This window comes from Vibrio nigripulchritudo, from assembly GCF_027924785.1.
Classification (GTDB): domain Bacteria; phylum Pseudomonadota; class Gammaproteobacteria; order Enterobacterales; family Vibrionaceae; genus Vibrio; species Vibrio nigripulchritudo.
Map to the genome: position 1 here is coordinate 2,442,333 of NZ_AP027049.1, position 25,561 is coordinate 2,467,893.

A 25,561-nucleotide genomic window follows, 5' to 3' on the forward strand; every position below is an offset into this window, starting at 1 on the left:
GCCCATTTTAATTAGAACTGAGTAACGTCTTCGTTCTCTTCAATAATATTTAAGCTTCTCAAACCGACAGAATCAATTAGATCTATGAACTCTGATGTAGATGCAGGCTCATTGATTGCAGACTCAATAGCTGCTGTAGTAGCTGAATAAAGAGGGCTCAGTGTTTCCAAACCAGCGTAATAAACTTCTAAGTAAGCAAGGGCTGATGTGTAGCTTTGTTCATTTATTACTTTAGCTATTTGACTAGCACTATTAACTGAAGCATGAGATAGACCACTTTCAATTCGTTGATCAGTTCCGAACATACAACCAACTCGACCTAATACCCAACAATCACGGTCTTCGTTCCAAACCAGATCCTTAGAATTGATTAAAGTCTCACGCGCATCCCAAATAACTTCGTAACTTAAGAAAGTAGAGCCTCGCTTGTCAAACTCTGCATTTACACTAGCAACCCAAGGTAATATTTCTTTACCATATGTAGCCAATTCGCTTACATCCGCTGAACCAATAAGGTAATCTTTAACACTTACATCACTGGTTACAGCATTTGCCGATGATTCTTTTAGCTGACCCAATATGTTGTCGCGAGTCAGTAAATGAGAATCGAGTTCACTCCGGCCGTATTGAGTAGAAATAAACTCTTTCGAGTTTTGCACTTGAGTAATAAGTTCTGAAGCTATCGAGTTATCTTTACCTGCGACATATTCACTACCCAAAATATCGATGTATTTTGGCTCATGAGAAACATAACCGCCAACTTCACGAATACTTGTTTTTTCTAATAGATCGAAAGCTTCCGGCTTAAAGAGATCCGTCCTAGAGCTATCGTTTTTGGATATCGTGTATAGCATCGCTTTAGCAATAGGTGTAGACCCACTTCTATTCGTACCATACCAGTTGTTTAATCTCCAAGATAAGCTATTTGGAGTAGATCGGATAGATGTTCCAGCCCAATTCGGAACATACGCGACAGAATCTATTTCTCGCCCTTGCGAATCAACAAACGCATATGGATCGTGTAGGCTCGAGAAGCTTTTTGCAATAGGTGAAGCTTCTGGCAGCTTAGCATTTTTAGTCCAGTGCTCTACCAAATTGTTGAGCTCTTCTCTTACCCCTGGTAAATCCACTAAAGCAAAATCAACACCTTTTAGACCTGATGGCTCTAATAAGTACCCCATTGCTAATAATTTATCCATCCAAGTACCTAGATGCTCAACTTCATAACCAATATATGAAGCCCACTCAGAACTTGCACGATTATTGAAGGTAACTTTGTTTAAGTAACTTCCATGCTTTGTCTCGCCAATAACAGTATATTGAAGAGCATAGCTAACCCCGTTGGACACAATTTCCCTAGGGTAAGAATCTATCCGCGTTTTCATATCACTATCAAAGCAAGACACTGGCATTTTATTACGCCAATCGTATGAGTCAGATACAAGACCTGCTAGATAATTTGCGTTAACTAAAGACCAAACATGACGTTCCTTTAATGTGCCATTTGGAAGTGCTGGATCGAAATCAACTTCTAGCAAGCATTGCTTTTCAGGCGTTTTTAAAAGATCCAAATAGAAATATGCTTGTTTATAGGCAGCTTTTGTGATGTCACAACGTTCTTCAAGGCTACCAGTGGAAACATCACTACACGCCTGTTCTGGTGTTTTATAGTCACCTCTCCAATATGTTCTGTAATAGTCGTCAACAATCATATTTGAGCGTTGAAAATCGCGATGCAGTGAGAAGTATTTACTTCTTGCGCGATCATTTTCATTGAATTCGACACGATCTTTTCTTGAATTACGTGACTCAAACGTTCTATGGTATCGGGCAATTAAACTGTCTGTGATTTCTTCAAAACTCGACCCTTCATCAAAGACCAAACAACCAGACTCACTCGTTGCTCGACCTCTACCATCTGTACAAAACTTATACTCCTTTAATTCCTTGCCGCTATGAGTTAGATCTGAGTTATAGATAAGCTCTGATAATGCAGAACGTTTACTCAGGTCTTTGCGCTTTTGGTCATCGTATGATGCTAAATCTAGCAGTTCGTACTTCGCTGTACTTTTTGCATAATTCACTTCAGAGCGGGTTAGAATATTCTCATCTATTTCCGGGTGTACCTCCACTTTCCGTTGATAAGCGAATCGAAGAGCTGCTCGGTCATAAAGACCAAATGCAGGGTGCACGTTAATCTCGGAAGGGGTGTAGTCCATAATTGAAGACGTGGCTGAGATGCCTTTCAAATTAAGAGCACTAGCTTGATTCTTCGTGTAGAAATTATGGTGGTCAAACGAACCAGAGAAGTTATGCCTTAAACCAATGTTGTGACCAATCTCGTGTACAAGAGTAGTCAAATATTGGTGCACCGTGAAGGAGTGAGTAACAGCGTCGCGTTGAGCTGGGGATAAATCAGACCACAACTTCAAAGTTCTAAACTGCGCATCCGCTTGAGGGTTCGTAAAAAATCCATCTTCAAAGAAATCAAGTTCAGTTATATCAGTCTTATTTGCCACGATCTTAGAAGAAATAGATGAAAGCTCAGCCGGATACATGTTGTTTTCCATCATATATTGGAGGCGTTTGTTTTCTTTTTCCAGCTCAGCATCTAGATCTACTTGCTCATACTCAGGAAGATCTTCACTAGGCAGAACTTCAACTGGAGCAGGAGATTGTCTTGCCAACGATCTTACTGCTGTAACATCTTCACTCTCTATAGTAGCCAAATGAGAACCAATATAGCTTACATTGGATGTAGCTGCACCAGCACTCATACCTTCACTTTCGTAAGGTTGTGCTAGCTGATTTTTGTTATATAGTCTTGCTAATTCATCCCAACCACTGCTAACTCCCATCTTAGATACACCTGGATACATGATCGTATAAGCACTTACAATCTCTCCAGTTAGTGGGTTAGCTGTACTTGGTCCAAATCCAAGTAGTCCAGCTTGACTTGCTTCGGGTACAATATGAATGACGTTGGTTCGGATATCGCCTACTTTTGCTCCAACAGATTCATTTTGGTTTGTAATAACAAGTTCAGGAACTAATCTACCGTTAGCAGAAAAGCTATCTTTTAGACTGTTATTTATATAATCAAAACCTTTGATTGTAGCGTCTAGCCATACTTTGTTTACAAGGTTTCCATTCGCATCTTTACGGAAAAATTCATCACTTAATTGATACTCGATACGATCTTTTCGAGGATCAAAGCGATTTATAAAGTACCCCTTATGACCGTTTTGGTTTGGGATATAATTACCATCTAGCTTTTCATATGAAGTTTTGAATAGACCAAACTTACTGTGCTCCTCCAAATCATAGTGAACAGCTTGATATCCCGGAGTGGCCAACTTATCCAAACGAACTAACGAGTAAAAAACATCTGCTTTTTCTGGGTTACCAGCTTTAGAAACGATATTGTGTTCATGCTCAATGTTGATTACACCTGCGTTCTTAGGATCGAACTCAAGGTGAGTCAGAGATTTGCTTTGTTTATCACCTAGCCATTTCTCGAAGAAATATTGCTCATCATGCATATCTAAACTAACAAAATCAGGTGTGAAGTGAGTTTTTTGCCACCACCTTACGTTAGGATCAGATATTTTCTCTTCTGTGTTAGTGCAGTCACCATATGAATCTTCCTTACATTGGTAACCTTCATATGTTCCAGTAATAGTGAAGAGACGAGGTTCATTATGTTCTTGTGGGAATCGAGTTGTTTCCCCTTCAAAAGTAATATCACCTTCAACTAGCTCAGCAACAAGACCATCTTTTGTAAACTTAAGTTTTACTAAGCGCTCACCATTAATATAGTCGTAAGCATATGGGGTATTTGATGAAGTTCTAGATAAATCACCCATAGATTGTTGGAATAGCCACAGTCCTTCTACCGGAATCTCATAGCAATCGATACAATTCTCATCACTTACCTTTCGAGGAGTACCCGAAGTAAGACTCGAAAGAGCGTATTCATACACATCTCTGTCTACATATTCATATGCTTGATCATCAGCTCCACAGCCCACTAAAGCTGCTCCCACTGCTGTCACCAAGCTAAGTTTCTTAAAATTCATAAGTAACTACCTGTTGTTGTTTTTATTTCCTAAAAAGAGAACGTTGCTGTCGCAACATAAGTGGCATTCTCACTGTCAAAGAGATCGATATTGCCTAATGTGCCTCGTTCTGCATCGGCGTAAACACCACTTGAAGAAGCACTTAACGAAAGAGATAGGTAATCGGTAACCGTGTAGCTGCCAGATAAGCTTCCCGCATAGTTAAAACTGCTCCGGCGGGTACCTTGATAGCTTATGGAGTTACCACCAAGCAGTGAGGCATTGATTGAGAAGTCTCCAAATGTGTAACCCACACCAGCAGAAATAGAATAGATCCACTCACTCAACGACTTTCCAGCAGCTGTTTTATATGAATGAAAATTCTTTCTTAGCCGAGGGCTGACTGACAGGCTGACATCCGAGACTTTAAAACTGACAGGTAACGCCAGCCTTAAAGCAGTATTCAGGTTCTGTTTTCTAGATGTCTCTGATGTAGGTACCGTAAGCTGACCACTAATACCGAGATTGCCCGTCTCTCCAAATTTACCGATACTCGAATGCGAAAGTCCTACCGCTGTATCCGTGAAAAAGTCACCTGTCTTATCTTCTAGCACCCTATGGGCACCTGTTGTGATAAAGGTCGTCAACTTTCCATTTGTAGCAGAGAACTTTGCATTCCAGTTCAACTCTCGCTTTGAACGATGGTCGTCTGGGTGGTAGATGTTGGTTTGATAACCAAGCGACAAACTACCTCCGTATTTTGTTTCAACGACTTCTTCCTTAGCGACACTTTTCGCAGCGTCGTCCTGTTCTGAGTTAGCTGTTTCTTCAGCCATCGTATTAAACGAGGCTAGAGCTCCAGTCATCAGAACAAGTCCGTGCAACGAGGTTATTTTTGTGTGCTGCATAAACGTTTCCGTTTCGTTCCTGTTAAATTTCCTAAAATTTGAAGTGCAAGAGCCCTACCCTTAATTAACTAAAGGGTACAAAGGGTTATCCGAAAATATTCAGCCCTTAATCTTCAAAATATCAACAACATACTCAGAACGTAAAAGATCGCTTATTACTAAAATTTTAGTAATAAGGGTTAAGTACTTTGTATGTTTAAATAAATATTCAAATAGATTAAATAATTAAAAAAAGTAATTACATCTTAAAAACATAACAACCTGTTACTTATTTTCATTATTTTAAATATTTAAATAGATCTATGATTCGATTTGATTATTTTTCATAAGCTATCCTGTAATTCCTTTTACATGTATCAAACTACTGGTGTAGTTGGTTAGCCTAGCCAAGACTTATATTTATTAGATGTGTAAAATAAGATAAAGCAGATTCCATACGCTTTATTTATTCTTTATATTGAAGGTAATTTCTAGTCTTTAATATCTCTTAATTACTTTCAAATTTCACTCTGTATATTGTTTCTAAGTATTAATATTCGAGTTAGTTCATCTTTTAAATGTAAATATTTTCAACCATCGGTTAAAGAACGCTCGTTTTCTTCTTTTATTTTTTCTTTAGTATTCTTATGTTCTCTATATTTTGGATGAGTAATGGGTATTGCTGATAAAAGTTTCTTTGTGTAGTCCGCTTGAGGGTTATCGTAGATTTCTTTTACTCCACCCATTTCTACAATTTTTCCAAAATACATTACGGCAACTTTATCCGAAATATGGCGAACGACAGAAAGATCATGAGAAATAAAAATCATCGCCAAATTCATCTCTTTCTGAAGACGAAGCAACAAGTTCAAAATCTGAGCCTGAACAGACACATCCAATGCAGAAACAGATTCGTCACATATCAGAAGCTTAGGCTTAAGTGCGATAGCTCTCGCAATGCCAATTCGCTGCCTTTGCCCACCAGAAAACTCGTGAGGGTATCGCTCTGTTGAGTTGGCTGGAAGACCGACTTTTTCAAGCAAGTCCAGTACCCATTGTTTTCTCTCTTTAGGTGTACCGACGCCGTGTATGATATAAGGCTCTTCCAAGATCATTCCGATGGTGTGTCTCTGGTTAAGTGACTCCATTGGGTCTTGAAAGACAATCTGCATGTCTTTCCGAAGCGAGCGCATTTGTCTTGGTGAAAACTGAGTAATGTCTTCTCCTTCAAAGAAAATTCGTCCTTCCGTCGGTTCAAATAACTTGAGTATGGTACGGCCGAGGGTACTCTTTCCGCATCCCGATTCCCCGACTAAGCCGAGTGTTTGCCCCCTCTCGACTGAAAATGAAACGCCATCAACGGCTTTCACTGTGTAGCCTTTTTTAAACACACCTTTGCCAGAAACAAAGTGCTGTTTTAAATCAACAATTTTAAGTACTTCTTCCATTGCTGTGCTTACCCTTTGAACTCTGGAAACGCGGTAATATCGATAGGTTTTATCTCGATAGGCTGCTTGGGCTCGTTATCTAGGTTAGGCATAAGCCCCATCAATCGCTCGGTATATGGATGTTGAGGATTATCAAATAGATCAAAGACATCAGCGAATTCGACCACTTTGCCGCCATACATCACCGCCACGTCATCACAAATCTCCGCAACCACACCTAAATCATGAGTGATGAATATCATCGCCATTCCTGTTTCTTCCTGCAGTTCTCGCATAAGTTCAAGAATGGATGCCTGGACGGTTACGTCCAATGCCGTTGTAGGTTCATCACAAATCAAGATGTCTGGCTTACAAGCCAGTGCCATGGCAATCATGACTCGCTGGCGCATTCCACCAGATAAGTTATGTGGATATTCATTCATCCTCTTCTCTGGCATTGGAATGCGCACTTTTTTCAGCATTTCTAGCGAATAAGCGTTTCGCTCAGATTTTGATAAGTCTGGTCGGTGCAACTCCAACACTTCGTTAAGCTGTCGCCCAACGGTGTGAACAGGGTTTAACGCTGTCATCGGATCCTGAAAGATGATGGAGATATTATCTCCACGCATCTTATACATTTCCTCGGCGGGCAACGTCACCAAATCGGTCCCGCGATACAATATTTCGCCGTTAGTCACCCGACCGTAAGGCTTGGGAAGCAGCCCCATGATCGACATGGAGGTAACACTCTTTCCACAACCCGACTCTCCAACTAAACCAAGTGTACGCCCCGCTTTCACATCGAAGTTAACACCATGAAGAATCTTCACCACACCATCATCGGTGGTGAATTCGGTTTCCAGATTTCTTACGCTTAATATTGTTTCCGCAGACATACGACTTCTCCTGACTGACTCAATTACAGCTTGTAGCGCGTGTCCATAACCGTAACCGGCTCGAACGTCTTTCCACTTTTCACTGCTTTTTTGGTTTCTTTCTTCATTTCAGAATCAATCCAGAAAGTCTGAAGTCCAATTGTTCTAGAAATTGTAAACAAGCTCTTGGTTCGCTTGGTCATTGGCTGAGCTGGGTATTTCATGTAACGCCAGTAGGCTTCTCGAGTGTAAGGAACCATATAGCCAGGAACGATCACGTTTGCATCTACGATAATTTGCTGAATTTTTTGCGACAGGCTCTGTTTCACATCGAGATCGAATTCATTTCGATACTGTTCAATCAAAGCATCAAGCTCCTGAGAGCTGTAGTTTGTATGGTTGTTTGTTTGGGTTTTATTTGCATTCGATGAGTGGAAGTATTCCCAGTATGCAGGCACGTCTTTAGTCCCCATTCCTAACCACGCAATTTGATGCTTCTTCTCTAGCACATACTTGAATGCTGAGGAACCGTCGACAAGATTAAGCTTGAATTCGATACCCGACTTCTTACCTTGTTCTTTGAGATACGCAATTCTTGGCGTGTGAGTATTCCAGCCATAAGTAATAGAAAAGCTTAAACGCTCACCAGCTGAATTGACTCTGATTCCATCTGGTCCAACTTTGTCAAACCCAGCTTTAGCAAAATATTCACCTGCTAGTTCAGAATCAAACTTAGGCGGTACAGGGTTAGATAGGCTGTATTTGCCATGGCCATAACCCATAGAATTGGGCATTCTTGAGTAGTCACCACGAATGAGCTTTTCGATCATTCCATCGAAATCGGCTGCGTGTGTAATCCCTTTACGAACATTTATGTCACCAAGGTGAGACTTGGATGTGTTCATCCATAAACCAAAAGGACCTTGTGGCACTTGGTTGTAACCCCAGAAGCGGTGAATGTAACCCTTTTGATAGGGTTTGGTATCGGTTTTTTCGTGCCAAATACTAGGGAGGATAGTGAAGAACGCGTCTAGAGAACCCTTTTCAAAGTGCTTACGAGCAATATCGTTGTCTCTGATGACCGTCATGCGAATCTTGTCTACATTAAAACGATTTTGGTAGTATCGGTTACTGTAACCCCACCAATCATCACCAACATGCTTGAACGTAACACTCTTGCCTTTTTTGACTTTGTCTAAATAGTAAGCGTTAGTCGTCGGCTCGGGCTTGAAGTTGTATTTTCTGACAAAGTTATCGTCGACTCCATCTCCATTTTCATCTTTAGAAGGCTTATAAAAATGTTCTGGACGAGGTCGTAAGCTACCAAGATCATAAAGAAGATCTTCTTTGTTCTTTTCCACCCCAGAAACTGCAGCAATAGTATGCTCATCTATTTTGATGATGTCGGCTATCTGCTCGGAGTACTGAGTGTTATACCAAGGAGCCACAATATCTTTTGAGCGATAAAACTTAAGCATGAAAACAAAGTCATCAGCAGTCACTTTTTTGCCATCTGACCACTTAGCTTCCGGATTCAGCTTGAAATACACAGTTTTATTGTCATTTCCAAAAGCCCACTCGTTTGCAAGCTGAGGGATGTATTCTAATGTGTCTGGGTGTTTTCCAATCAAGGCAGGCACTTCATCTACAAAAAATGCTCTTAACCCGGAATTGGAGTCTGGTCCCACTACCCTTAAGGTCTGGGGAAAGCTTGGTAAAAAGGTTCGATAAGTTCCACCACGCTCCGCCTCTTCTGAAGCAAAAAGTGGCTCATCCCAATTCGTGATCCAGGTTAAATCTTCTGGTAGCGTCGTCGCTTGTGCTGTAAACCCGACAGCAGAAAGCAGCGTAACCATTACTAATTTTTTCATAAACATTCCCTATTTAATTATTCTAGTTATACGTAACGTGTAAATTTCTTAGGATCGAAGGCTGCACGTATCGCTTCACCGATAAATGTCACCATAACCAATACAAAAACCAACGCAGTTACAACAGACGTAACAATCCACGGCGAATCCAAGTTTGATTTACCTTGCTGGAGCAATTCTCCCCAGCTTGGCGTTGGTGGGCGAAGCCCCAGTCCCAAGTAATCCAGCGCAGTCAGAGCAGCAATATTTCCTGCAATCGTGAAAGGTGCCAGAGTCACTATCATCACCATGGTATTAGGCAGAATGTGCCTGAATATGATTCTGAAGGTACTCGCCCCCAATGCACGCGCCGCCATTACGTACTCGCGAGCAGATTCTTTGTAAGTCATGGTCCGCATATACCAGGTAATACCGATCCATCCGAACAATACGTTTATAGCAACGAAGAGAGTAAAAGTTGGCTGAGTGACTGAAACCAGAATCATGATCACATACAGGAACGGGACCAAAGACCAAACTTCTATCAGTCGTTGAGTGATCAAATCAAATTTGCCACCAAAGAAACCCATAGCACACCCCACAGCAGTCCCTATCGCGTAAGAGAATGCCATGGTGATCAGCGCAAACCCAATTGCTGTACGAAATCCGTATACCAGTCTCGCAAGAATGTCGCGACCGATAACGTCTGTCCCCAGATAATGCTTAGTTTCTGCGTCTGGTGCAGTAGGTGGGAAATCACCGCTAAAGTCCTGCTCATAAGGGTTCCAAGGAACTAACGGCATAACCACAAAGTTATCTGAGTTTGGATCTTCAAAGGTTTGCGCCAGAAGCCTGTAATCCGCTTCCCCTGAATGTGTCTGACCAAAGCGCTCAGCTAAATGCACATCGCTCACGACCGGGAAATACCAATCGCCTTGGTACTTAACGACTAACGCTTTGCTGTTCACAAAGAATTCTGCAAGCAACGACAGTAAGATCAATGCAGACAAAGTCAGAAATGACCAGTACCCGCGTTTAATCTCTTTGAAGCGTTTGATCTTTTTTCTTGTTAATGGAGTTAAGTTCAACATCTTTATTCTCCAAACTTCACACGAGGATCAACCAGTGCCACACAGATATCCGACACAATGTTTCCAATAAGTAATAAGGCGGCATTGATAGCCACAATGCCCATAACCACTGGGTAGTCCCGTTCGATAATTGATTCGTAACCCAATAAACCAATGCCATCGATGTTAAAAATAACTTCGATAAGGAAAGAGCCCGTCATAAAGAATAAGAGAGAATTACCAAAGTGACTTGCTATTGGTATTAAACTGTTTCTAAGCGCGTGCTTTTTAACAGCTTGACGAAATGGCAGACCTTTTGCGATGGCGGTACGGATGTAATCTGAAGAAAGATTTTCCATCAGGTTATTTTTCATCGTCATGGTTAGTGTTGCGAAATCACCGATGAGATAACAAATTAAAGGCAATACCGCATGCCACATGATGTCTTGTGCGCGCTCGAAGAAGGTTTCGTAGTCGTCATAATCATCCCCTACGAATCCCCCCATTGGGAACCACTCTAGGTTGTAACTAAACCAGGTAATGAGAAGCACACCGATAACGTAACCAGGCAATGCGTAACCTAGGAAAATAAGAATGGATGAGGTGGAGTCAAAAACACTGCCGTGTTTAAGCGCTTTAAAATAGCCGAGAGGAATAGAGATAAAGTAGCTAATAAAGAAAGTCATACCGCCGTAAAACAGAGATACGGGCAGCCTTTCTGCAATCATGTCACTGACTGGCTCGTAGTAGCGGGTTGACTCACCAAAGTCTAAAACCGCCAGCTTACTCAACCACTCAATATAAGCTTCAAAGACAGGCTTATCTAAGCCATAAAAAGCGTTGAGCTCCGCCATTTGCTCTTCAGAGAGTGCGGAGTTGTCTCCCGCTACTGGTGAAGATTGTGCAGCATCACCCTGAGGCTGCATGTTGGCAAGCATACGCTCGACTGGACCACCAGGGACAAATCGAGTAATGGCAAATATTAAAATTGTTACTCCCAAAAACGTTGGAATAACAAGCGCTAAACGGCGTAAAAAATAAGATAACACGTACCGACCTTCTCCGAGTCTTATGTCCGCTTCGTCATAAAAGTGTCATCCTTTCAGGTTAAGTTAGGATTCGTACACTTCTAGGGAAGCCTGGTTGAACATCAATGTCCCAGTACCTTTTCGAATTCATCACATGAACTTTTTCGAGTTCAATGGGTCAGACAAAATCGAGACTACCTTATTCCATTATATTTATACGTCTTATGGATGATACTTGGTATCACTTTTGAAATTATGCCAAACGTTTACGCCAAATTCACATCCATATCAGTCCTTAAATCTACAAACTGATGACTATTAAGACTTATTGACCAACTAATAGATAAAATAAAAGTCAATTTTACTGACTAACAAATCAATATCAGTTTTCTTATCTTTATAAAGATCCGTTCACATAAACTGTCATATTACTTCATACCTCTGTCTGAATGTTAATGGACAGTCAATAAAGCCTGAGTAAGCATTCCGTATAGAATAATTCTCCACAAATAAACACTTAAACAGCCTCTGAGTTTAAGGTTCACTAAGTGGTTCACTTATTAATACCCTATTGACATATTAAACATAAATAGGTAAATAGTCAGAAAAGTCTATTTTTCACACAATTTCTGTGTCACGCCTAAACCATCAAAATATTCCGGCTTTGTTATTCTCTTTCGGTTATTAGAAATATCCGTTTTCTTTTTATTTAGTTTTATAGAATTAAAAAAGGCTCGCATATGCGAGCCTTTATCAAACTAACTAAAATTTATACTTCCTGACACAAAGCGAGCAATTCTTCCTTTTGCTGCTCTTGAATCAGTTTCCAATGGCAACCTTTCACAGCACCAGCAAACTTCCAAAGTAAGCGAATATCAACTTCGCCACCGTAAGTCTGCTTCACGCGTCTAAACACATCAACAGGACCTAAACGCATGAAAGTACTGACATCATCAATACCAGACTTCTTAACCATACGTTCCAGAGTCAACTGCATATTTGGAAGATCACGCAGTCTCCTGCTGTCTTTAGACTTTTGAAAAGCCCTTTGCTGCTTTGAAAAGTTGATAGATGCACGGACGATGCTTTCAAGCTCTTCATGCTGTGAATCGAACAAATCAGTAATATCGTAATAATTAACGATAGCTGTTGTTTGCTTCTTCACATGCTTATATTTTTCGCATCCGAGATCTGTCAATTTTTTGTCTAGGTTACCACCGCCACGAATAAAGATTGTTTCATTAGTCAGTAGTGCGTACATCGCTCCTTCATTGAATAAGCCAATTCCACCAAACATTGATCGCTTTTGATAACTGCCAAACTGATCAACAAAATCATAGAACATAGATTCCTTCATGTTCCGTAACCTCCAACTTATGTGTTAACCCCCCGATCAATACACAAGCGCCGATCATGAAATATCGACTTCAGAGACGTAACCAATAATCGGTTACAAAAATATTTCCATACCGGAAAATATACGATGAAGTTTATGACGAATAAGATCTTTATGAAACCGCATACTTAGCCCAATGAAATAAGTTAAGATGTTGCTCACAGTAACCCCTCTGATCCGACCCAAAAAACGTATCAAAATCACAACTTAATGCAACAAGAAGTTAACCAATCAACAAAAATGATGTGAACGCTCTGTAATTTTGGGGTTTATTCACTGAATTACTGGACTTTTTTTCTAATGCGTTTTGTTGCGCGACCTTGCCATAGCACGTTAAACTGACCCTCAGAACAGATTGATCAAAGTACCCAAAATGAACCACTTATCATTTTACTGGTTACCTCATAACAACCAGTTACTTCTACAAGGACTAGAGTCCGAATTTGCTCAACTCGTTGAGCAATCCATAAACACTGGCAAGATCAGTCTTCCGCCTATTCCAGATGCTGTGCTTAAAATTCAGCAACTCTGTACGTCAGATACAACAGGGATTCCGGATATTGCAGAATGTCTGATGGAAGATCCTAGTCTCACTGCAGTGGTGATTCGTGTTGCTAACTCTGTTGTGTTCAACCGCAGAAACATCACCTGCACAGATCTCCAGACCGCAGTTTCGCGCTTAGGGATCCTAAGAGTGCGAGATATCGTGACAGCTCAGGCAATCGAGCAGCTTAAAAACTCGGTTAACCTGAATAAAGAATGCAACCATGTACTGACACACAGTGCGTCAGTTTCCCGACGCTTAGCAGCGACCATGGTGCTGGTCACACGCTCTTTCCTTGCAACTGAATCAGGTGAGAAATACGAATATTTGGAAGAAGAAAAAGCGCTTCTCAGTGGTTTACTTGCGGATATTGGTATTTTCTGTCTGGTCAACGAATACCACATGTATCTCGATAGAGGTAACTACCTGGACTACGACATTGCGCTTCAGATTTTCCAGTCTCGCTGTGCAGTCACCAGTCAGCTAGTGCTAAACAGTTGGGGATTCGATCAAGATTTCTTAGAAGTTGCCACCAACAAACGAACTGAAACTCAGGAAGTTCCTGTTAGTTATTTGGATGTCGCCAGAATCGCAAATCACCTACTGATGTTCAGAGACGACGACGATGCGATAGAAGAGCACGAAGTTGAGTTCGATGTGGATGGCGCCGAAGTGCTTTACGAATTGAGTAACCTATCTGATGCTGATTTCGAAAGCGAAATCAAAAAGATTATGAATTCTACTGGTTTTTAACCCTAAGTACTTTAGCTAGGGAGCTATATACTCCGAGTCGCTTTCTTCAAAGATCCCATACGCCTTTGGTTTTCCTTTTATAAAAAACCAAAGGTGATTGTTTCAATCTTTCCATTTCTCACCTTTTCTTATTTGCTTCCAAATCGAACATAGCAACGTTCAAGCGTATCGATTAGCACCGGGAAACTCCTGTTCTACTGATTTTTTAGGTATCTGTTTCGGGCGCGTAAGTTTTATATCTCAAAGAGTTAGAGCTATGACGTTTACCAAAGTTTAACCAACGATTAATATAGGGTTATTCGGGTATAGAAAGATCAACACAATTCACCCGACATAAATAACCAAAGGAACATGTGATGAAACGTCTTGCTTTAGCCCTAATACTCGCCAGCTCGTCCACTACTGTGTTGGCAGATCAGACTTTATGCCTGGAAAAAAAATACGATTCTTATGTAGATGCTTCACTTAACTGGTATGAAGATCTAGTTGGAATTACTACTCAGCTTAACCCAGAGCTTACCGATGTTGGTCAATGGTTCTTAAAAGGCAGAACCAATCACTTCGAATTAAATCGCGAAGCAGTTCATTACTATTTATCTAACGATCCGAGTAAAGTCGCGACAGAGCAACCCGTTGAGGCCTGGCTAAAGCTGGAACAAAAAGAAATTAAAGTACTGGCATCCAGAAGCGACAAATTAGGGCAGTTAGCGAAAAGAACGTTTGAAGATCGTCAGTCTAAACCTCACAATCAAAACTACGAACTGAGAACGGCATTCGCCGAACTGCTGAGCCATCCTAAAAAAATCGATAGCGCCCTGAACAAATACAACCAGTCTGTTACTAAACTGGAAGAACAGCGTTGCAATTAGCAGATTGCCACACAGCTCAAAAGTTCAACAAACATGCGGTTAACAAACAATAATAACGGGACTTTGCGCCCGTTTTCGTTTAGATTGACCCGCTCGCGAACGTAGAAATATAAGTAAATAAGGTTATGGTATCTGAGAATAAAACAGCAGATGTAAGCTTTGAAAGTTTGCTGAAAATCTTTACTGTGCCAGAAGCGCCAGATTCCACATTAGGTCATATCGAAAACAAACTCTCGCAAAACCTGAACCAGTTTTTGCGTGAACATATTGTTGCTGAAGAAAAACCGCTGGCAGATATTGAACAGCAGTTTTCAAACCCTTATTTGCCCGAGCAACCTCAGTTTGTATCTGAACATACGCAGAACTTGCTCGATAACCTCGTTTCGCAGTCCGTTCATACCTCGGCACCCAGCTTCATCGGTCATATGACTTCAGCCCTGCCCTACTTTTTGATGCCACTATCAAAAATTATGATCGCGCTGAACCAAAACTTGGTGAAGATCGAAACCTCAAAAGCTTTCACCCCATTGGAAAGACAAGTTCTTGGTATGCTTCATGGTCTTATCTACCATGAAAAGCCAGAGTTTTATCAGCAATGGATGCACAGTGCCAATCATTCACTTGGCGCATTCTGCTCTGGTGGCACCATTGCGAATATCACTGCTCTCTGGGTTGCAAGGAACAACACGCTAAAAGCAGATGGCGAATTCAAAGGGGTAGAAAAAGAAGGCTTATTCAAAGCCATGAAGCATTATGGCTACGAGGGGTTAGCTATTTTGGTTTCAGAACGCGGGCACTACTCTTTGAAAAAAGCGGCAGATGTTTTGGGATTAGGTCAGGAATGCCTCGTTTCAGTAAAAACAGACAGCAAAAACAAACTGTGCCCTGACGACCTTGAACAGAAAATTGCTTTGCTTAAAAGCCAGAACATCAAACCATTTGCTATCGTCGGTGTCGCAGGTACTACCGAAACAGGAAACATTGATCCGCTAGAACGTATCGCGGTGATCAGCCAGAAACACGGCTGCCATTTCCATGTGGATGCCGCCTGGGGTGGCGCAACCCTGATGTCGAACAACTATCGCCATTTACTTAAAGGGATTGAGCTGGCAGATTCGGTCACCATTGATGCCCACAAGCAACTATACATACCAATGGGTGCTGGCATGGTTCTGTTTAAAGATCCAAGCGCTATGACCGCCATTGAGCATCACGCACAGTACATCCTCCGTAAAGGATCGAAAGACCTAGGCAGCCATACACTGGAAGGCTCCCGTTCGGGAATGGCAATGCTGGTTTATTCGAGCATGCACATCATAAGTCGCCCAGGTTATGAACTCTTAATTGATCAGAGTATAGAAAAGGCAAAATACTTCGCCTCGTTGATTTCTGAACAAGATGATTTTGAGCTGGTGACGGAACCAGAGCTTTGTCTTCTTACGTATCGCTATGTTCCAGAAGTCGCGAAAAAAGCGTTGGTTAATGCGAATGAAGACGAGAAAGGTGCCCTTCACGAAGCTTTGAACAATTTGACGAAGCAAATTCAAAAGAAACAGAGGGAAACAGGTAAAACCTTTGTATCAAGAACCCGATTGAACCCGGCACAGTGGCAGCACAGAAATACCATTGTTTTCCGCGTAGTTCTGGCTAACCCACTTACTACACATGAAATATTGCAATCGGTATTATGTGAGCAAAGGGAAATTGCTGCCGGTTTTCCTAATCTGATGGCTCAAGTATCTGAGCTTTCTATGGAAATTTTGAATAAGAAGGCAAGCTAAGTTTTATAGCGCAACCCATCTCATATCTTTAGGTGGGTTACAGAAGTGAAATTTTCTTCCTAACATTGAAATTTGATCACACCAAATCGAGCGCAAATTTAGCGAATTGAGCGAAATCTCGATCAATAAGATTTCGGAACTGAAATTAAGTTTGAGGCTTGTCATATTATAGACATTTAATTCTCGTTTTGCGGGTCTTTTAGTCACTCAACGGACCTCGTTCGTTTATACTCGTTTGTATAAAAGCCACTGATCATACGAGATTATTCAGACTCGCTCTTTGCGAATCTCATCTTGTAAAAGATGACCAGATCCGGTCAGTGAAATGTTCTCTATGCCCTTGTGAACGTTATGAATACATTAGAAAAAATACAGAAAAATTTGGAGAACTTCAGTAAATCTGAGCGTAAAGTTGCTGAAGTAATTATGGCTTCTCCTCAAACTGCCATACACTCCAGCATTGCCACGCTTGCTAAGATGGCTGATGTCAGTGAGCCAACGGTTAACCGTTTCTGCCGTAGGTTAGACACCAAAGGATTTCCAGACTTCAAACTCCACTTAGCTCAGAGTTTGGCTAACGGTACACCTTATGTGAACCGTAATGTGGAAGAAGACGACGGTCCAGACGCTTACACACATAAGATTTTCGAATCGACTATGGCGTGTTTAGACGTTGCCAAAAACAGTATTGATGCAATGCAGGTTAACCGAGCGGTCGATTTGCTAACCCAAGCCAAGCGTATCTCGTTTTTTGGCTTGGGTGCTTCGTCTGCCGTTGCCAAAGATGCACAAAACAAGTTCATTCGCTTCAATATACCTATCAGCTGCTTTGAAGATATCGTCATGCAGCGCATGAGCTGTATAAACTGTACCGACAATGATGTGATCGTTCTTATCTCTCACACAGGTCGTACTAAAAGCTTGGTAGAGATTGCCAATCTGGCGCGTGAGAATGGCGCAACGGTTATTGCCGTAACAGCCAAAGATTCACCACTGGATAGAGCATCTTCACTTTCGATTTCTCTGGATGTTCCAGAAGACACCGATGTGTACATGCCAATGGCAAGTCGAGTTGTTCAGATGACAGTTATTGATGTCCTGGCAACAGGGTTTACATTGCGACGTGGAACAGGCTTCAGGGAAAACCTGAAACGAGTCAAAGACGCACTGAAAGACTCGCGATACGACAAAATCGCACAGTATTAAAAAACGGAGCCTTCAGGCTCCGTTTTTATTTTGTTGGTTCATTCTTCTGTTTCCAGATCATCATTAACGGATGTATGCGTTTTCCTGCGTTTCTTTAGGTAATGCTCAGAAAGGTTTGATATTGGGTGCGGAACAGAACCAGTCGCACAAGGACAAACCTGAGCTAAAATATAGATAAGGCGGTCGTAGTTCAGTGGAATAGGATTCCCCTTAATAGCGACAGAGAGCATGGCGTCTTCGGCAACTTGTTCAAATGAAGTGCTGCATACACCAAAGCTTTTCAGTTTTGGTAGCTTCAACTTATCTAACATCGCTTTTACCCAAACAACGCTATCTTCTATATGGGCATCTTCCTGTTTGAGTAGTATTGACGCTATTTTCTGGTAGCGTTCAAGAATGTCTTCCCTACCCAACTGCTTTGCGGCATGGATGTTTTCCGACATCACGTAAGGTGCTAGCTGAGCAGTAATCACGCTATGAGGCGCATCCAGTTTTCCACCAAGTGCAGATGCCAAACCATGTGCCGCTCCAAGTTTGGCATTGGTGATTGCCATTCCGCCTAGCATGGCTGCAAAGGAAAGATCGCCACGAGCCTCATGGTTGTCTTCTAAACACGCAGGAATAATCGCCCCAGAAAGCCGGCGTAAGCCCTCTTCGCAGATCATGTCTGTTAATGGATTGGGATCGCTACTTACGTACGCTTCCATCAAATGCGTAAATGCATCCATAGCTCCACGACCAGACGTGTATGCGTCGGTTCCATAAGTCAGCTCCGGATCGACAATAGCAATATCAGCCAACATGTCTGGGCTTCTTAAACTGACTTTGACCTGATCCTGCCCAGAGCGTAAGACGGCATTTCGCGTCACTTCTGCCCCTGTACTCGCTGTAGTTGGGATAGCAATGAAGGGTAAAGGCTTGGATTTTAGCGGGACATCGCGTCCGACGACTTCAACATAGTCATAGAGATCGCCTTGATTCGGAATAATGGCGGCAAGTGCTTTGGCGGTATCGATAACACTTCCTCCCCCAAAACCTATCACCATATCGGGTTGGAATTTACGACCTTGAGAAGCAATCTCTTCCACCATGGCGATAAACGGCTCACTGGAGATGGCAACCTGCTGAAAACGTATCGCCTGTGCGTTGAGGTATTCAATAACAGGCTGCGCACGGCTGATATCCTCACCTGTCACAAGTAGCGCACTGTAGCCATATTGCGAAATCGTAGACAAAGAAGACGCCAGCGCACCTTCACCGAATACAATTTTTGCGGATGTCATAAACTGGAACATGTTAACTCCTTTCAGCCCAGGTTAAGCTTTAAATCAATGAGTTAAGTTCTAAACAAAACAAATAAGATCGCGTTAATTTACACCGAAACAAAGTCCATTTTGCAGTATGGACACTAGGGTCTGTTGACCTTTCGCGGTTAAATTTTGTTCGAGTTCTATGTGGTTTAATCGCGGCGCAAGGTCTTTCGCTTAGTCATTCTAAGTAAATACCTTGCAACAAAGAGTAAAGCGCATAGAACCGAACCCTTCGGGCAGCATTTGTGGCTCCTTTCTACTGTGTTACCGCTTATTGATGTAGAGCGACTACACCGAATAAGCGCTGCCTTGTATAAAGAACCCACAAATTGCTGCAAAAATCATCTCGAAAGGTCAACAGACCCTAATGTTTTACGTTCAAATGCGTCTTCAGTCTATGTCTCAGAACAAATTCTGTCGCATCACGCCAAGAAGCAGATCGCAAATGTAGGTGCAACTTTACTCTTATAAAAAGACCGCTCCAACTGAGCCAAAATCTCAACGAATTTGACAAGAATTAACCAGACAAAGTTTGATAGGCAAAACCTATTGAAGCAAATGGTTTTTCGAGCTTTATTTCCCACGTTTGATCAGGCATAGTGGCACCATTAGAACAAAGGAGAAGAATATGTTTGTAGTGATTTTTGGTCGTCCTGGTTGCCCTTTCTGTGTGCGTGCGAAAGACCTTGCTGATAAATTGAAAGATGAACGTGACGATTTCAACTATCGCTACGTTGATATTCATGCTGAAGGCATCAGCAAAGCCGATTTGGAAAAGACGGTAGGTAAGCCTGTAGAAACCGTTCCTCAAATTTTTGTCGACCAAGACCACGTTGGTGGTTTCACAGAATTTGAAGCTTACGCGAAGGAAAACCTAGGTCTTTACGACTAATCTCAAGTCGCTGATTTTATTAAAATACAGCCCGCATTTGCGGGCTGTATTTTTTTATCTGAACAACGCGTAAAAATTTAGTCAAAAAAGCTAATAAATCACTTATTACAGCAGTAACTTTCGGTTACACTTCACCTTCCTTTTCTATTCCTTCACAGCGATTCCGAGTTAGAGAGCAGTGAACATCGATATCGTTATCTTACTTGAGCAAAACCCAATTTTGCTCATCTTCGTCGTCCTGGCCATGGGGCTGGGTATCGGCAAAATTCAATTTGGTCGAATGCAGCTAGGCAGTGCCATTGGTGTCCTCATTAGCGCCATATTTATGGGAAATTTGGGTTTCTCATTTAATGCCGATGCGTTAACCATTGGCTTTATGTTATTCATCTTTTGCGTCGGCATCGAAGCCGGACCGAACTTCTTTGGTATTTTCTTCAGAGACGGCAAGCACTATTTTATTCTCAGCCTGACCGTGCTTTCCTCTGCCTTGGGGTTAACCTACTTTATCAGCAGTTATTTGGAACTAGACTTTGGTTTCTCTGCTGGAATGATGGCAGGTTCGCTTACCTCTACCCCGATATTGGTTGGTGCTCAGGATGCTTTAAAAACCGGTCTTGCTTCTGTTCCTGCAGACATCACCATGGATAAGGTGAGAGAGAACTTGTCGGTAGGTTATGCGATTGCTTATTTGGTAGGTTTAACCAGCATGATCCTGCTTGCCAAGCTTTTACCAAAGCTACAAAAGCAAAACCTGCACGACTCAGCAACTCAAATTGCTCAAGAACGTGGGCTAGATACCTCCGCTCAGAGAAAAGTCTATCTGCCTATCATTCGTGCCTATCGCGTTGGTACTGAACTGGTCGACTGGACGGATGGTAAAAACCTCCGTGAGCTGGGTATCTATCGTCAAACAGGCTGTTATATTGAGCGTATTCGTCGAAACGGTATTCTTGCCCACCCAGATGGTGATGCCATTCTTCAGGAAGGTGACGAAATCGCCTTGGTTGGTTACCCCGACAGCCATGCCCGACTCGACCCTAGCTTTAGGAACGGCAAGGAGGTTTTCGACCGTAACCTGCTCGACCTCCGAATTGTTGAAGAAGAAATCGTTGTAAAAAGTGACAGCATCGCAGGCAAAAAGCTTTCTGATTTGAACCTCTCTGAATACGGTTGTTTCCTAAACCGAGTCGTAAGGGCGCAGATTGAAATGCCGATGGATCTTAATATCGTCCTCGCGAAGGGAGACATTCTTCAGGTCAGTGGTGAGAAAAGCCGTGTGATGGGACTTGCAGAACGAATCGGTTTCATCTCGATTCATAGCCAAATGGCCGACTTATTGGCATTCTGTAGCTTTTTCATTCTAGGTATTTTATTTGGCTTGATTACCATGACCTTTGGTCAGGTTACCTTTGGATTGGGTAATGCCGTGGGACTTTTACTTTCTGGAATTACACTTGGATTTTTGAGAGCCAACCACCCGACTTTCGGTTACGTCCCTCAGGGTGCATTGAATATGGTCAAAGACTTGGGATTGATGTTCTTTATGGTGGGTATTGGATTAAGTGCCGGTGACAGCATAGTGTCTTATATGACAAAAGTCGGTCCTCAGATATTAGGGGTAAGTTTACTGGTGAGTATTATTCCGGTAATGATTGCTTACCTGGTTGGTGCTTACGTTCTTAAGATGAACCGAGCGCTTCTGATTGGTGCGATAGTGGGGGCACGAACCTGTGGTCCGGCAATGGACGTGGTTAACGAACAAGCTAAATCAACCATTCCAGCACTGGGTTACGCAGGTACTTACGCTATCGCCAATATCCTGATGACCTTGGCAGGTACATTCTTGATCATCATTACCTAGAAATTGTTATTTAACGCAGTCACAAAAAAGGCGCTCACTGAGCGCCTTTCATATATCAAAGGTAATCGTTAGATGTCTTGAACATCAAACTCTACAGCAGGATTAACATCTGCTTCGTAGTCAACACCTTCACAACCAAAGCCAAACAGCTTCAAGAACTCTTCTTTGTATTCAACGTAGTCAGTCAGCTCTTTCAAGTTTTCGCTGGTAATCTGAGGCCATAGATCACGACAGTGTTGCTGAATGTCATCACGCAGTTCCCAGTCATCCAGACGCAGACGGTTCTTCTCGTCTACTTCAGGTGCTGAACCATCTTCTTTGTATAAACGCTGGCTGAACATACGGAAGATCTGTTCCATACAACCTTCGTGTACACCTTCTTCACGCATTTTCTTGAAGACCATAGCGATGTAAAGAGGCATGACTGGAATCGCAGAACTCGCCTGAGTGACAACCGACTTCAGTACCGCAACATTTGCACTACCGCCAGTCGCTGCAAGCTTGTCGTTAAGTGCAGAAGCCGCACGATCCAGATCCATCTTCGCCTGACCTAGAGCGCCATCCCAATAGATTGGCCAAGTCAGCTCGGTACCGATGTAGCTGTATGCTACTGTCTTACAACCTTCGGCCAGAACACCTGCTTCCGAAAGGGCTTGAATCCACAATTCCCAGTCTTCGCCACCCATCACGGTAACCGTGTCTTTGATTTCCTGCTCTGTCGCTGGTTCAACACTCGCTTCGATGATCACATCTTTGTTAGTGTCTACCGCAGTTGAAGTGTACGTGTCACCGATAGGCTTAAGAGACGAACGGATGAGTTCACCCGTTTCAGGAAGCTTACGCACTGGAGAAGCCAGAGAGTAAACTACCATATCAATCTGACCCAAGTCTTCTTTGATCAAATCGATGGTCTTTTGTTTCGCTTCGTTTGAGAATGCGTCGCCGTTTAAGCTTTTAGAGTACAAACCTTCTTCTTTTGCCAACTTGTCAAAAGCCGCTGAGTTGTACCAACCCGCTGTGCCAGGCTTTTTCTCTGTACCAGCTTTTTCGAAAAACACACCAATGGTTGATGCACCACCACCGAATGCAGCGGCAATACGAGAAGACAAGCCGTAACCGCTTGAAGAACCAACAACTAACACGCGCTTAGGAGCATTTTTGATAGGACCTTGCGCTTTGGTGTATTCGATTTGTTCTTTTACGTTTGCTTCACAGCCAACTGGGTGTGTCGTCGTACAAATGAAGCCACGAATTCTTGGTTTGATGATCATATTCATTTCCCTTAAAAAAACTTTGCTAGGATAAAAGTTTACAAAGCGTTTCGCACCTAATTTCTTGTGAAATGAGAAAGTGGTTGGAGCTGTTTGTACAAAAAAGCGCTGCATTACTGCAGCGCTTTTGAAGTGTATGCTTTGTCAGCGTTTAAGCGACGCTATTCAGCGATACCGAGTTGGTTTTATGAGTTCGGGTTTCAACCATATCGTGGCTGAAATGATCTACTTGAATTGCCTGATAACGCAGCTTGTCTGCACTCAAGATTTCGTCCACTTCAACTTTGTTCAGGATCTTGTGTTCCAATGCTTGCTCAAGCCTTTCTTGAAGCGGTGCTTTCTTATCAATCTTGCCGTCTTTGATGCCCTGAATCACTTTACGTTCATGACCACGCACTTTGTACATTGCCATGAATGCGTTTTCCATCAAGCCAACTGGGTCATCGTTGTCTTTTCCTACGTAACACAGGTGAGTCAGACGATCACGATGCGCCCCAGGGGTCATCAAACTATTGGCGATAGAAACCGCGTTATCATCGGTCGACTTGTTAAAATGATTACCCAACGGGAAGACGAGGAAGTTCAGGAACTTACCTGCCACCTTAGATGGGAAGTTCGCATACGCTTCCTGCAACGACTTCGCGGCGTTATGCAGACAATGATTCATGGCGTAGTGCACATAGTCGAGATCCGATTGCTGCCTGCCATCATCTTCATACTTTTTGAGTACTGCAGAGCCCATAAACAAGTAGCTAAGGCCGTCGCCTAAGCGCGCCGAAATCATTTCTTTACGCTTCAATTCACCACCGAGAGTCAGCATTGCGACATCTGAGCTTATTGCTAAAGCACGGCTCAAACGCGTCATGTGTTGGTAGTAAACTTTGGTCTCGCCGCTCATAGATGCAGAAACAAACTTTGACCCCGTAAGCGCCGCGCCAAATGCACCAAATGCATTCTTGGTGGCGTGCCCAATGTGCTTAAACAACAGCTCATCAAACTCTTTCGCGCCTTCTTTACTGTCTGGGTTGGCTGCCGCTTCCATTTCTTTCAAGACATATGGATGACAGCGAGTCGCTCCCTGACCAAAAATCATCAAGTTTCGTGTCAGGATATTCGCCCCTTCCACTGTAATCGCGACAGGGATTCCTGAGTAATGGTGCGCCAGGTAATTCATTGGTCCTGTCTGAATCGCACGCCCAGCATGAATGTCCATAGAATCGTTCAAAACCGTTCGTGCGATTTCCGTCATATGGTACTTAGCGATAGCGGTAACAATTCCCGGCTTCTCTTTCATATCCAAAGAGGTGGTTGTGAGTGTTCGGGTCGCTTCGAGCAGGTAAGTCAGACCACCGATGCGCCCCATTGCCTCTGCCACACCTTCAAATTTACCAATCGACATGCCAAATTGCTTACGCACATAGGCATACGCCCCAGTTGTACGTGAAGTGAGGTGTCCAATTGATGTACCTAAAGCGGGCAGTGAAATACCGCGCCCCGCAGACAAACATTCCACCAGCATGCGCCAGCCTTTACCCGCGTAATCTGCTCCACCGATTAGCCATTCCATAGGAATAAACACGTCGTTACCACGCGTAGGACCATTCATAAACGCTAACCCGAGTGGGTCGTGTCTTTCTCCCAGTTCCACCCCTTTGTGGTCGGCTGGAATCAAAGCACAAGTAATGCCTAAATCAGGATTGTCACCTAATAAACCGTCTGGATCTTTTAGCTTGAATGCCAGACCAAGTACGGTCGCAACAGGAGCTAACGTGATGTAGCGCTTGTTCCAGCTTAGACGAATACCCAGAACTTCTTCGCCCTCGTATTCCCCCATGCATACAACACCCTGATCAGGAATGCCTCCAGCATCAGAACCCGCTTCTGGACCGGTTAATGCGAAACAAGGAATATCACGACCATCAGCCAGACGCGGCAACCAGTAGTCTTTTTGTTCCTGTGTTCCATAGTGTGATAACAACTCACCAGGACCAAGAGAGTTTGGAACCATCACGCAAACCGCAGCACTGATACTCTTAGTAGCGATTTTGGTAACAATGGTTGAGTTTGCCAGCGCAGAAAATTCACGTCCGCCGTACTCTTTGGAAATGATGAGTGAGAAGAAGCGTTCTTTTTTCAGGTAATCCCATACTTCTTCTGGTAAATCGCGATCGTGCCTTACGATCTGGTCATCATTGAGCATACCCAGCAAGGTTTCGAGTTCGTTATCGACAAAGCTTTGCTCCTCGTCCGTCAGCTCTGGTTTCGGGTATTGATGAAGCATATGCCAGTTCGGAGAACCGCTGAACAGTTCACCATCCCACCATACGCTGCCGGCTTCCATTGCTTCGCGCTCTGTATCAGAGAGTGGTGGCAATACCTTCTTAAAGAATTTGAAGGCTGGGTCACTTACCCATTTCCTTCTTAGGTTTTGTAGAGAGCTCATGTTTCAGTCCTTTTGTTTCTTTATATAACTGATCTTTATT

At 42.8% G+C, this 25,561-nt stretch carries 17 protein-coding genes; 6 read left to right on the forward strand and 11 right to left on the reverse strand.

Annotated features, from left to right (window positions below):
* Positions 1 to 11 precede the first annotated feature (11 nt).
* From QMG91_RS11205 to QMG91_RS11240, 8 genes are all read right to left on the reverse strand, one after another.
* Positions 12 to 4,079 carry a zinc-dependent metalloprotease gene (locus tag QMG91_RS11205; protein WP_281826516.1) on the reverse strand — a complete coding sequence of 1,356 codons (4,068 nt, stop codon included), beginning with the start codon at positions 4,077 to 4,079 and terminating at the stop codon, positions 12 to 14.
* A 29-nt stretch (positions 4,080 to 4,108) separates the two neighbouring features.
* Complete coding sequence (locus QMG91_RS11210; RefSeq protein ID WP_281870029.1) at positions 4,109 to 4,924, reverse strand: hypothetical protein; 816 nt, start codon at positions 4,922 to 4,924, stop codon at positions 4,109 to 4,111.
* Between the two features lie 611 nt (positions 4,925 to 5,535).
* On the reverse strand, positions 5,536 to 6,393 hold the full coding sequence (locus QMG91_RS11215; RefSeq protein ID WP_022594344.1) for an ABC transporter ATP-binding protein: 858 nt from the start codon (positions 6,391 to 6,393) through the stop codon (positions 5,536 to 5,538).
* Between the two features lie 8 nt (positions 6,394 to 6,401).
* Positions 6,402 to 7,268: an ABC transporter ATP-binding protein gene (locus QMG91_RS11220; protein ID WP_022550243.1), complete on the reverse strand. Its 867-nt coding sequence runs from the start codon at positions 7,266 to 7,268 to the stop codon at positions 6,402 to 6,404.
* Positions 7,269 to 7,291: 23 nt separating this feature from the next.
* On the reverse strand, positions 7,292 to 9,118 hold the full coding sequence (locus QMG91_RS11225; RefSeq protein WP_281826522.1) for an extracellular solute-binding protein: 1,827 nt from the start codon (positions 9,116 to 9,118) through the stop codon (positions 7,292 to 7,294).
* A 26-nt stretch (positions 9,119 to 9,144) separates the two neighbouring features.
* Positions 9,145 to 10,188 carry an ABC transporter permease gene (locus tag QMG91_RS11230; protein WP_281826524.1) on the reverse strand — a complete coding sequence of 348 codons (1,044 nt, stop codon included), beginning with the start codon at positions 10,186 to 10,188 and terminating at the stop codon, positions 9,145 to 9,147.
* 2 nt (positions 10,189 to 10,190) lie between these two features.
* Positions 10,191 to 11,216 carry an ABC transporter permease subunit gene (locus QMG91_RS11235; protein ID WP_281826526.1) on the reverse strand — a complete coding sequence of 342 codons (1,026 nt, stop codon included), beginning with the start codon at positions 11,214 to 11,216 and terminating at the stop codon, positions 10,191 to 10,193.
* A 748-nt stretch (positions 11,217 to 11,964) separates the two neighbouring features.
* Entirely contained in the window at positions 11,965 to 12,552 is a 588-nt protein-coding gene (locus QMG91_RS11240; RefSeq protein ID WP_004402628.1) for a TfoX/Sxy family DNA transformation protein, read from the reverse strand.
* Between the two features lie 412 nt (positions 12,553 to 12,964).
* Here QMG91_RS11240 and QMG91_RS11245 point away from each other — a divergent pair, with 412 nt between their 5' ends.
* The 4 genes from QMG91_RS11245 to QMG91_RS11260 all read left to right on the forward strand — a co-directional run bounded on the left by QMG91_RS11245 (position 12,965) and on the right by QMG91_RS11260 (position 17,744).
* Complete coding sequence (locus QMG91_RS11245) at positions 12,965 to 13,888, forward strand: HDOD domain-containing protein (RefSeq protein WP_004402627.1); 924 nt, start codon at positions 12,965 to 12,967, stop codon at positions 13,886 to 13,888.
* Between the two features lie 356 nt (positions 13,889 to 14,244).
* The gene (locus QMG91_RS11250) at positions 14,245 to 14,757 is read left to right on the forward strand and encodes a hypothetical protein (protein ID WP_022594352.1); all 513 of its coding nucleotides are present in this window, start codon (positions 14,245 to 14,247) and stop codon (positions 14,755 to 14,757) included.
* 125 nt (positions 14,758 to 14,882) lie between these two features.
* Positions 14,883 to 16,538, forward strand: a complete 1,656-nt coding sequence (panP, locus tag QMG91_RS11255; RefSeq protein WP_281826529.1) for a pyridoxal-dependent aspartate 1-decarboxylase PanP — start codon at positions 14,883 to 14,885, stop codon at positions 16,536 to 16,538.
* 351 nt (positions 16,539 to 16,889) lie between these two features.
* On the forward strand, positions 16,890 to 17,744 hold the full coding sequence (locus tag QMG91_RS11260) for a MurR/RpiR family transcriptional regulator (protein WP_004402620.1): 855 nt from the start codon (positions 16,890 to 16,892) through the stop codon (positions 17,742 to 17,744).
* A 38-nt stretch (positions 17,745 to 17,782) separates the two neighbouring features.
* Here QMG91_RS11260 and QMG91_RS11265 read toward each other — a convergent pair whose 3' ends face one another.
* Positions 17,783 to 19,039 (reverse strand): iron-containing alcohol dehydrogenase, encoded by a 1,257-nt coding sequence (locus QMG91_RS11265; protein WP_281826531.1) that lies wholly within the window; start codon positions 19,037 to 19,039, stop codon positions 17,783 to 17,785.
* A gap of 643 nt (positions 19,040 to 19,682) precedes the next feature.
* Here QMG91_RS11265 and QMG91_RS11270 point away from each other — a divergent pair.
* Together QMG91_RS11270 and QMG91_RS11275 are read left to right on the forward strand one after the other, a co-directional pair.
* Complete coding sequence (locus tag QMG91_RS11270; protein ID WP_004402615.1) at positions 19,683 to 19,946, forward strand: GrxA family glutaredoxin; 264 nt, start codon at positions 19,683 to 19,685, stop codon at positions 19,944 to 19,946.
* 178 nt (positions 19,947 to 20,124) lie between these two features.
* On the forward strand, positions 20,125 to 21,807 hold the full coding sequence (locus QMG91_RS11275) for an aspartate:alanine antiporter (protein ID WP_022594355.1): 1,683 nt from the start codon (positions 20,125 to 20,127) through the stop codon (positions 21,805 to 21,807).
* Positions 21,808 to 21,875: 68 nt separating this feature from the next.
* Here the strand turns inward: QMG91_RS11275 and fabV are convergent, their stop codons facing one another.
* Entirely contained in the window at positions 21,876 to 23,078 is a 1,203-nt protein-coding gene (gene fabV, locus QMG91_RS11280) for an enoyl-ACP reductase FabV (RefSeq protein WP_022550236.1), read from the reverse strand.
* Positions 23,079 to 23,229: 151 nt separating this feature from the next.
* Entirely contained in the window at positions 23,230 to 25,521 is a 2,292-nt protein-coding gene (locus tag QMG91_RS11285) for an acyl-CoA dehydrogenase (protein ID WP_281826536.1), read from the reverse strand.
* Positions 25,522 to 25,561 lie beyond the last annotated feature (40 nt).

What these genes read in the sequence shown, in the direction of transcription:
- QMG91_RS11205 (WP_281826516.1), bottom strand. Translation starts at nt 4,079, where the DNA reads ATGAATTTTAAGAAACTTAGCTTGGTGACAGCAGTGGGAGCAGCTTTA.
- QMG91_RS11210 (WP_281870029.1), bottom strand. Translation starts at nt 4,924, where the DNA reads ATGACTGGAGCTCTAGCCTCGTTTAATACGATGGCTGAAGAAACAGCT.
- QMG91_RS11215 (WP_022594344.1), bottom strand. Translation starts at nt 6,393, where the DNA reads ATGGAAGAAGTACTTAAAATTGTTGATTTAAAACAGCACTTTGTTTCT.
- QMG91_RS11220 (WP_022550243.1), bottom strand. Translation starts at nt 7,268, where the DNA reads ATGTCTGCGGAAACAATATTAAGCGTAAGAAATCTGGAAACCGAATTC.
- QMG91_RS11225 (WP_281826522.1), bottom strand. Translation starts at nt 9,118, where the DNA reads ATGAAAAAATTAGTAATGGTTACGCTGCTTTCTGCTGTCGGGTTTACA.
- QMG91_RS11230 (WP_281826524.1), bottom strand. Translation starts at nt 10,188, where the DNA reads ATGTTGAACTTAACTCCATTAACAAGAAAAAAGATCAAACGCTTCAAA.
- QMG91_RS11240 (WP_004402628.1), bottom strand. Translation starts at nt 12,552, where the DNA reads ATGAAGGAATCTATGTTCTATGATTTTGTTGATCAGTTTGGCAGTTAT.
- QMG91_RS11245 (WP_004402627.1), top strand. Translation starts at nt 12,965, where the DNA reads ATGAACCACTTATCATTTTACTGGTTACCTCATAACAACCAGTTACTT.
- QMG91_RS11250 (WP_022594352.1), top strand. Translation starts at nt 14,245, where the DNA reads ATGAAACGTCTTGCTTTAGCCCTAATACTCGCCAGCTCGTCCACTACT.
- panP (WP_281826529.1), top strand. Translation starts at nt 14,883, where the DNA reads ATGGTATCTGAGAATAAAACAGCAGATGTAAGCTTTGAAAGTTTGCTG.
- QMG91_RS11260 (WP_004402620.1), top strand. Translation starts at nt 16,890, where the DNA reads ATGAATACATTAGAAAAAATACAGAAAAATTTGGAGAACTTCAGTAAA.
- QMG91_RS11265 (WP_281826531.1), bottom strand. Translation starts at nt 19,039, where the DNA reads ATGTTCCAGTTTATGACATCCGCAAAAATTGTATTCGGTGAAGGTGCG.
- QMG91_RS11270 (WP_004402615.1), top strand. Translation starts at nt 19,683, where the DNA reads ATGTTTGTAGTGATTTTTGGTCGTCCTGGTTGCCCTTTCTGTGTGCGT.
- fabV (WP_022550236.1), bottom strand. Translation starts at nt 23,078, where the DNA reads ATGATCATCAAACCAAGAATTCGTGGCTTCATTTGTACGACGACACAC.
- QMG91_RS11285 (WP_281826536.1), bottom strand. Translation starts at nt 25,521, where the DNA reads ATGAGCTCTCTACAAAACCTAAGAAGGAAATGGGTAAGTGACCCAGCC.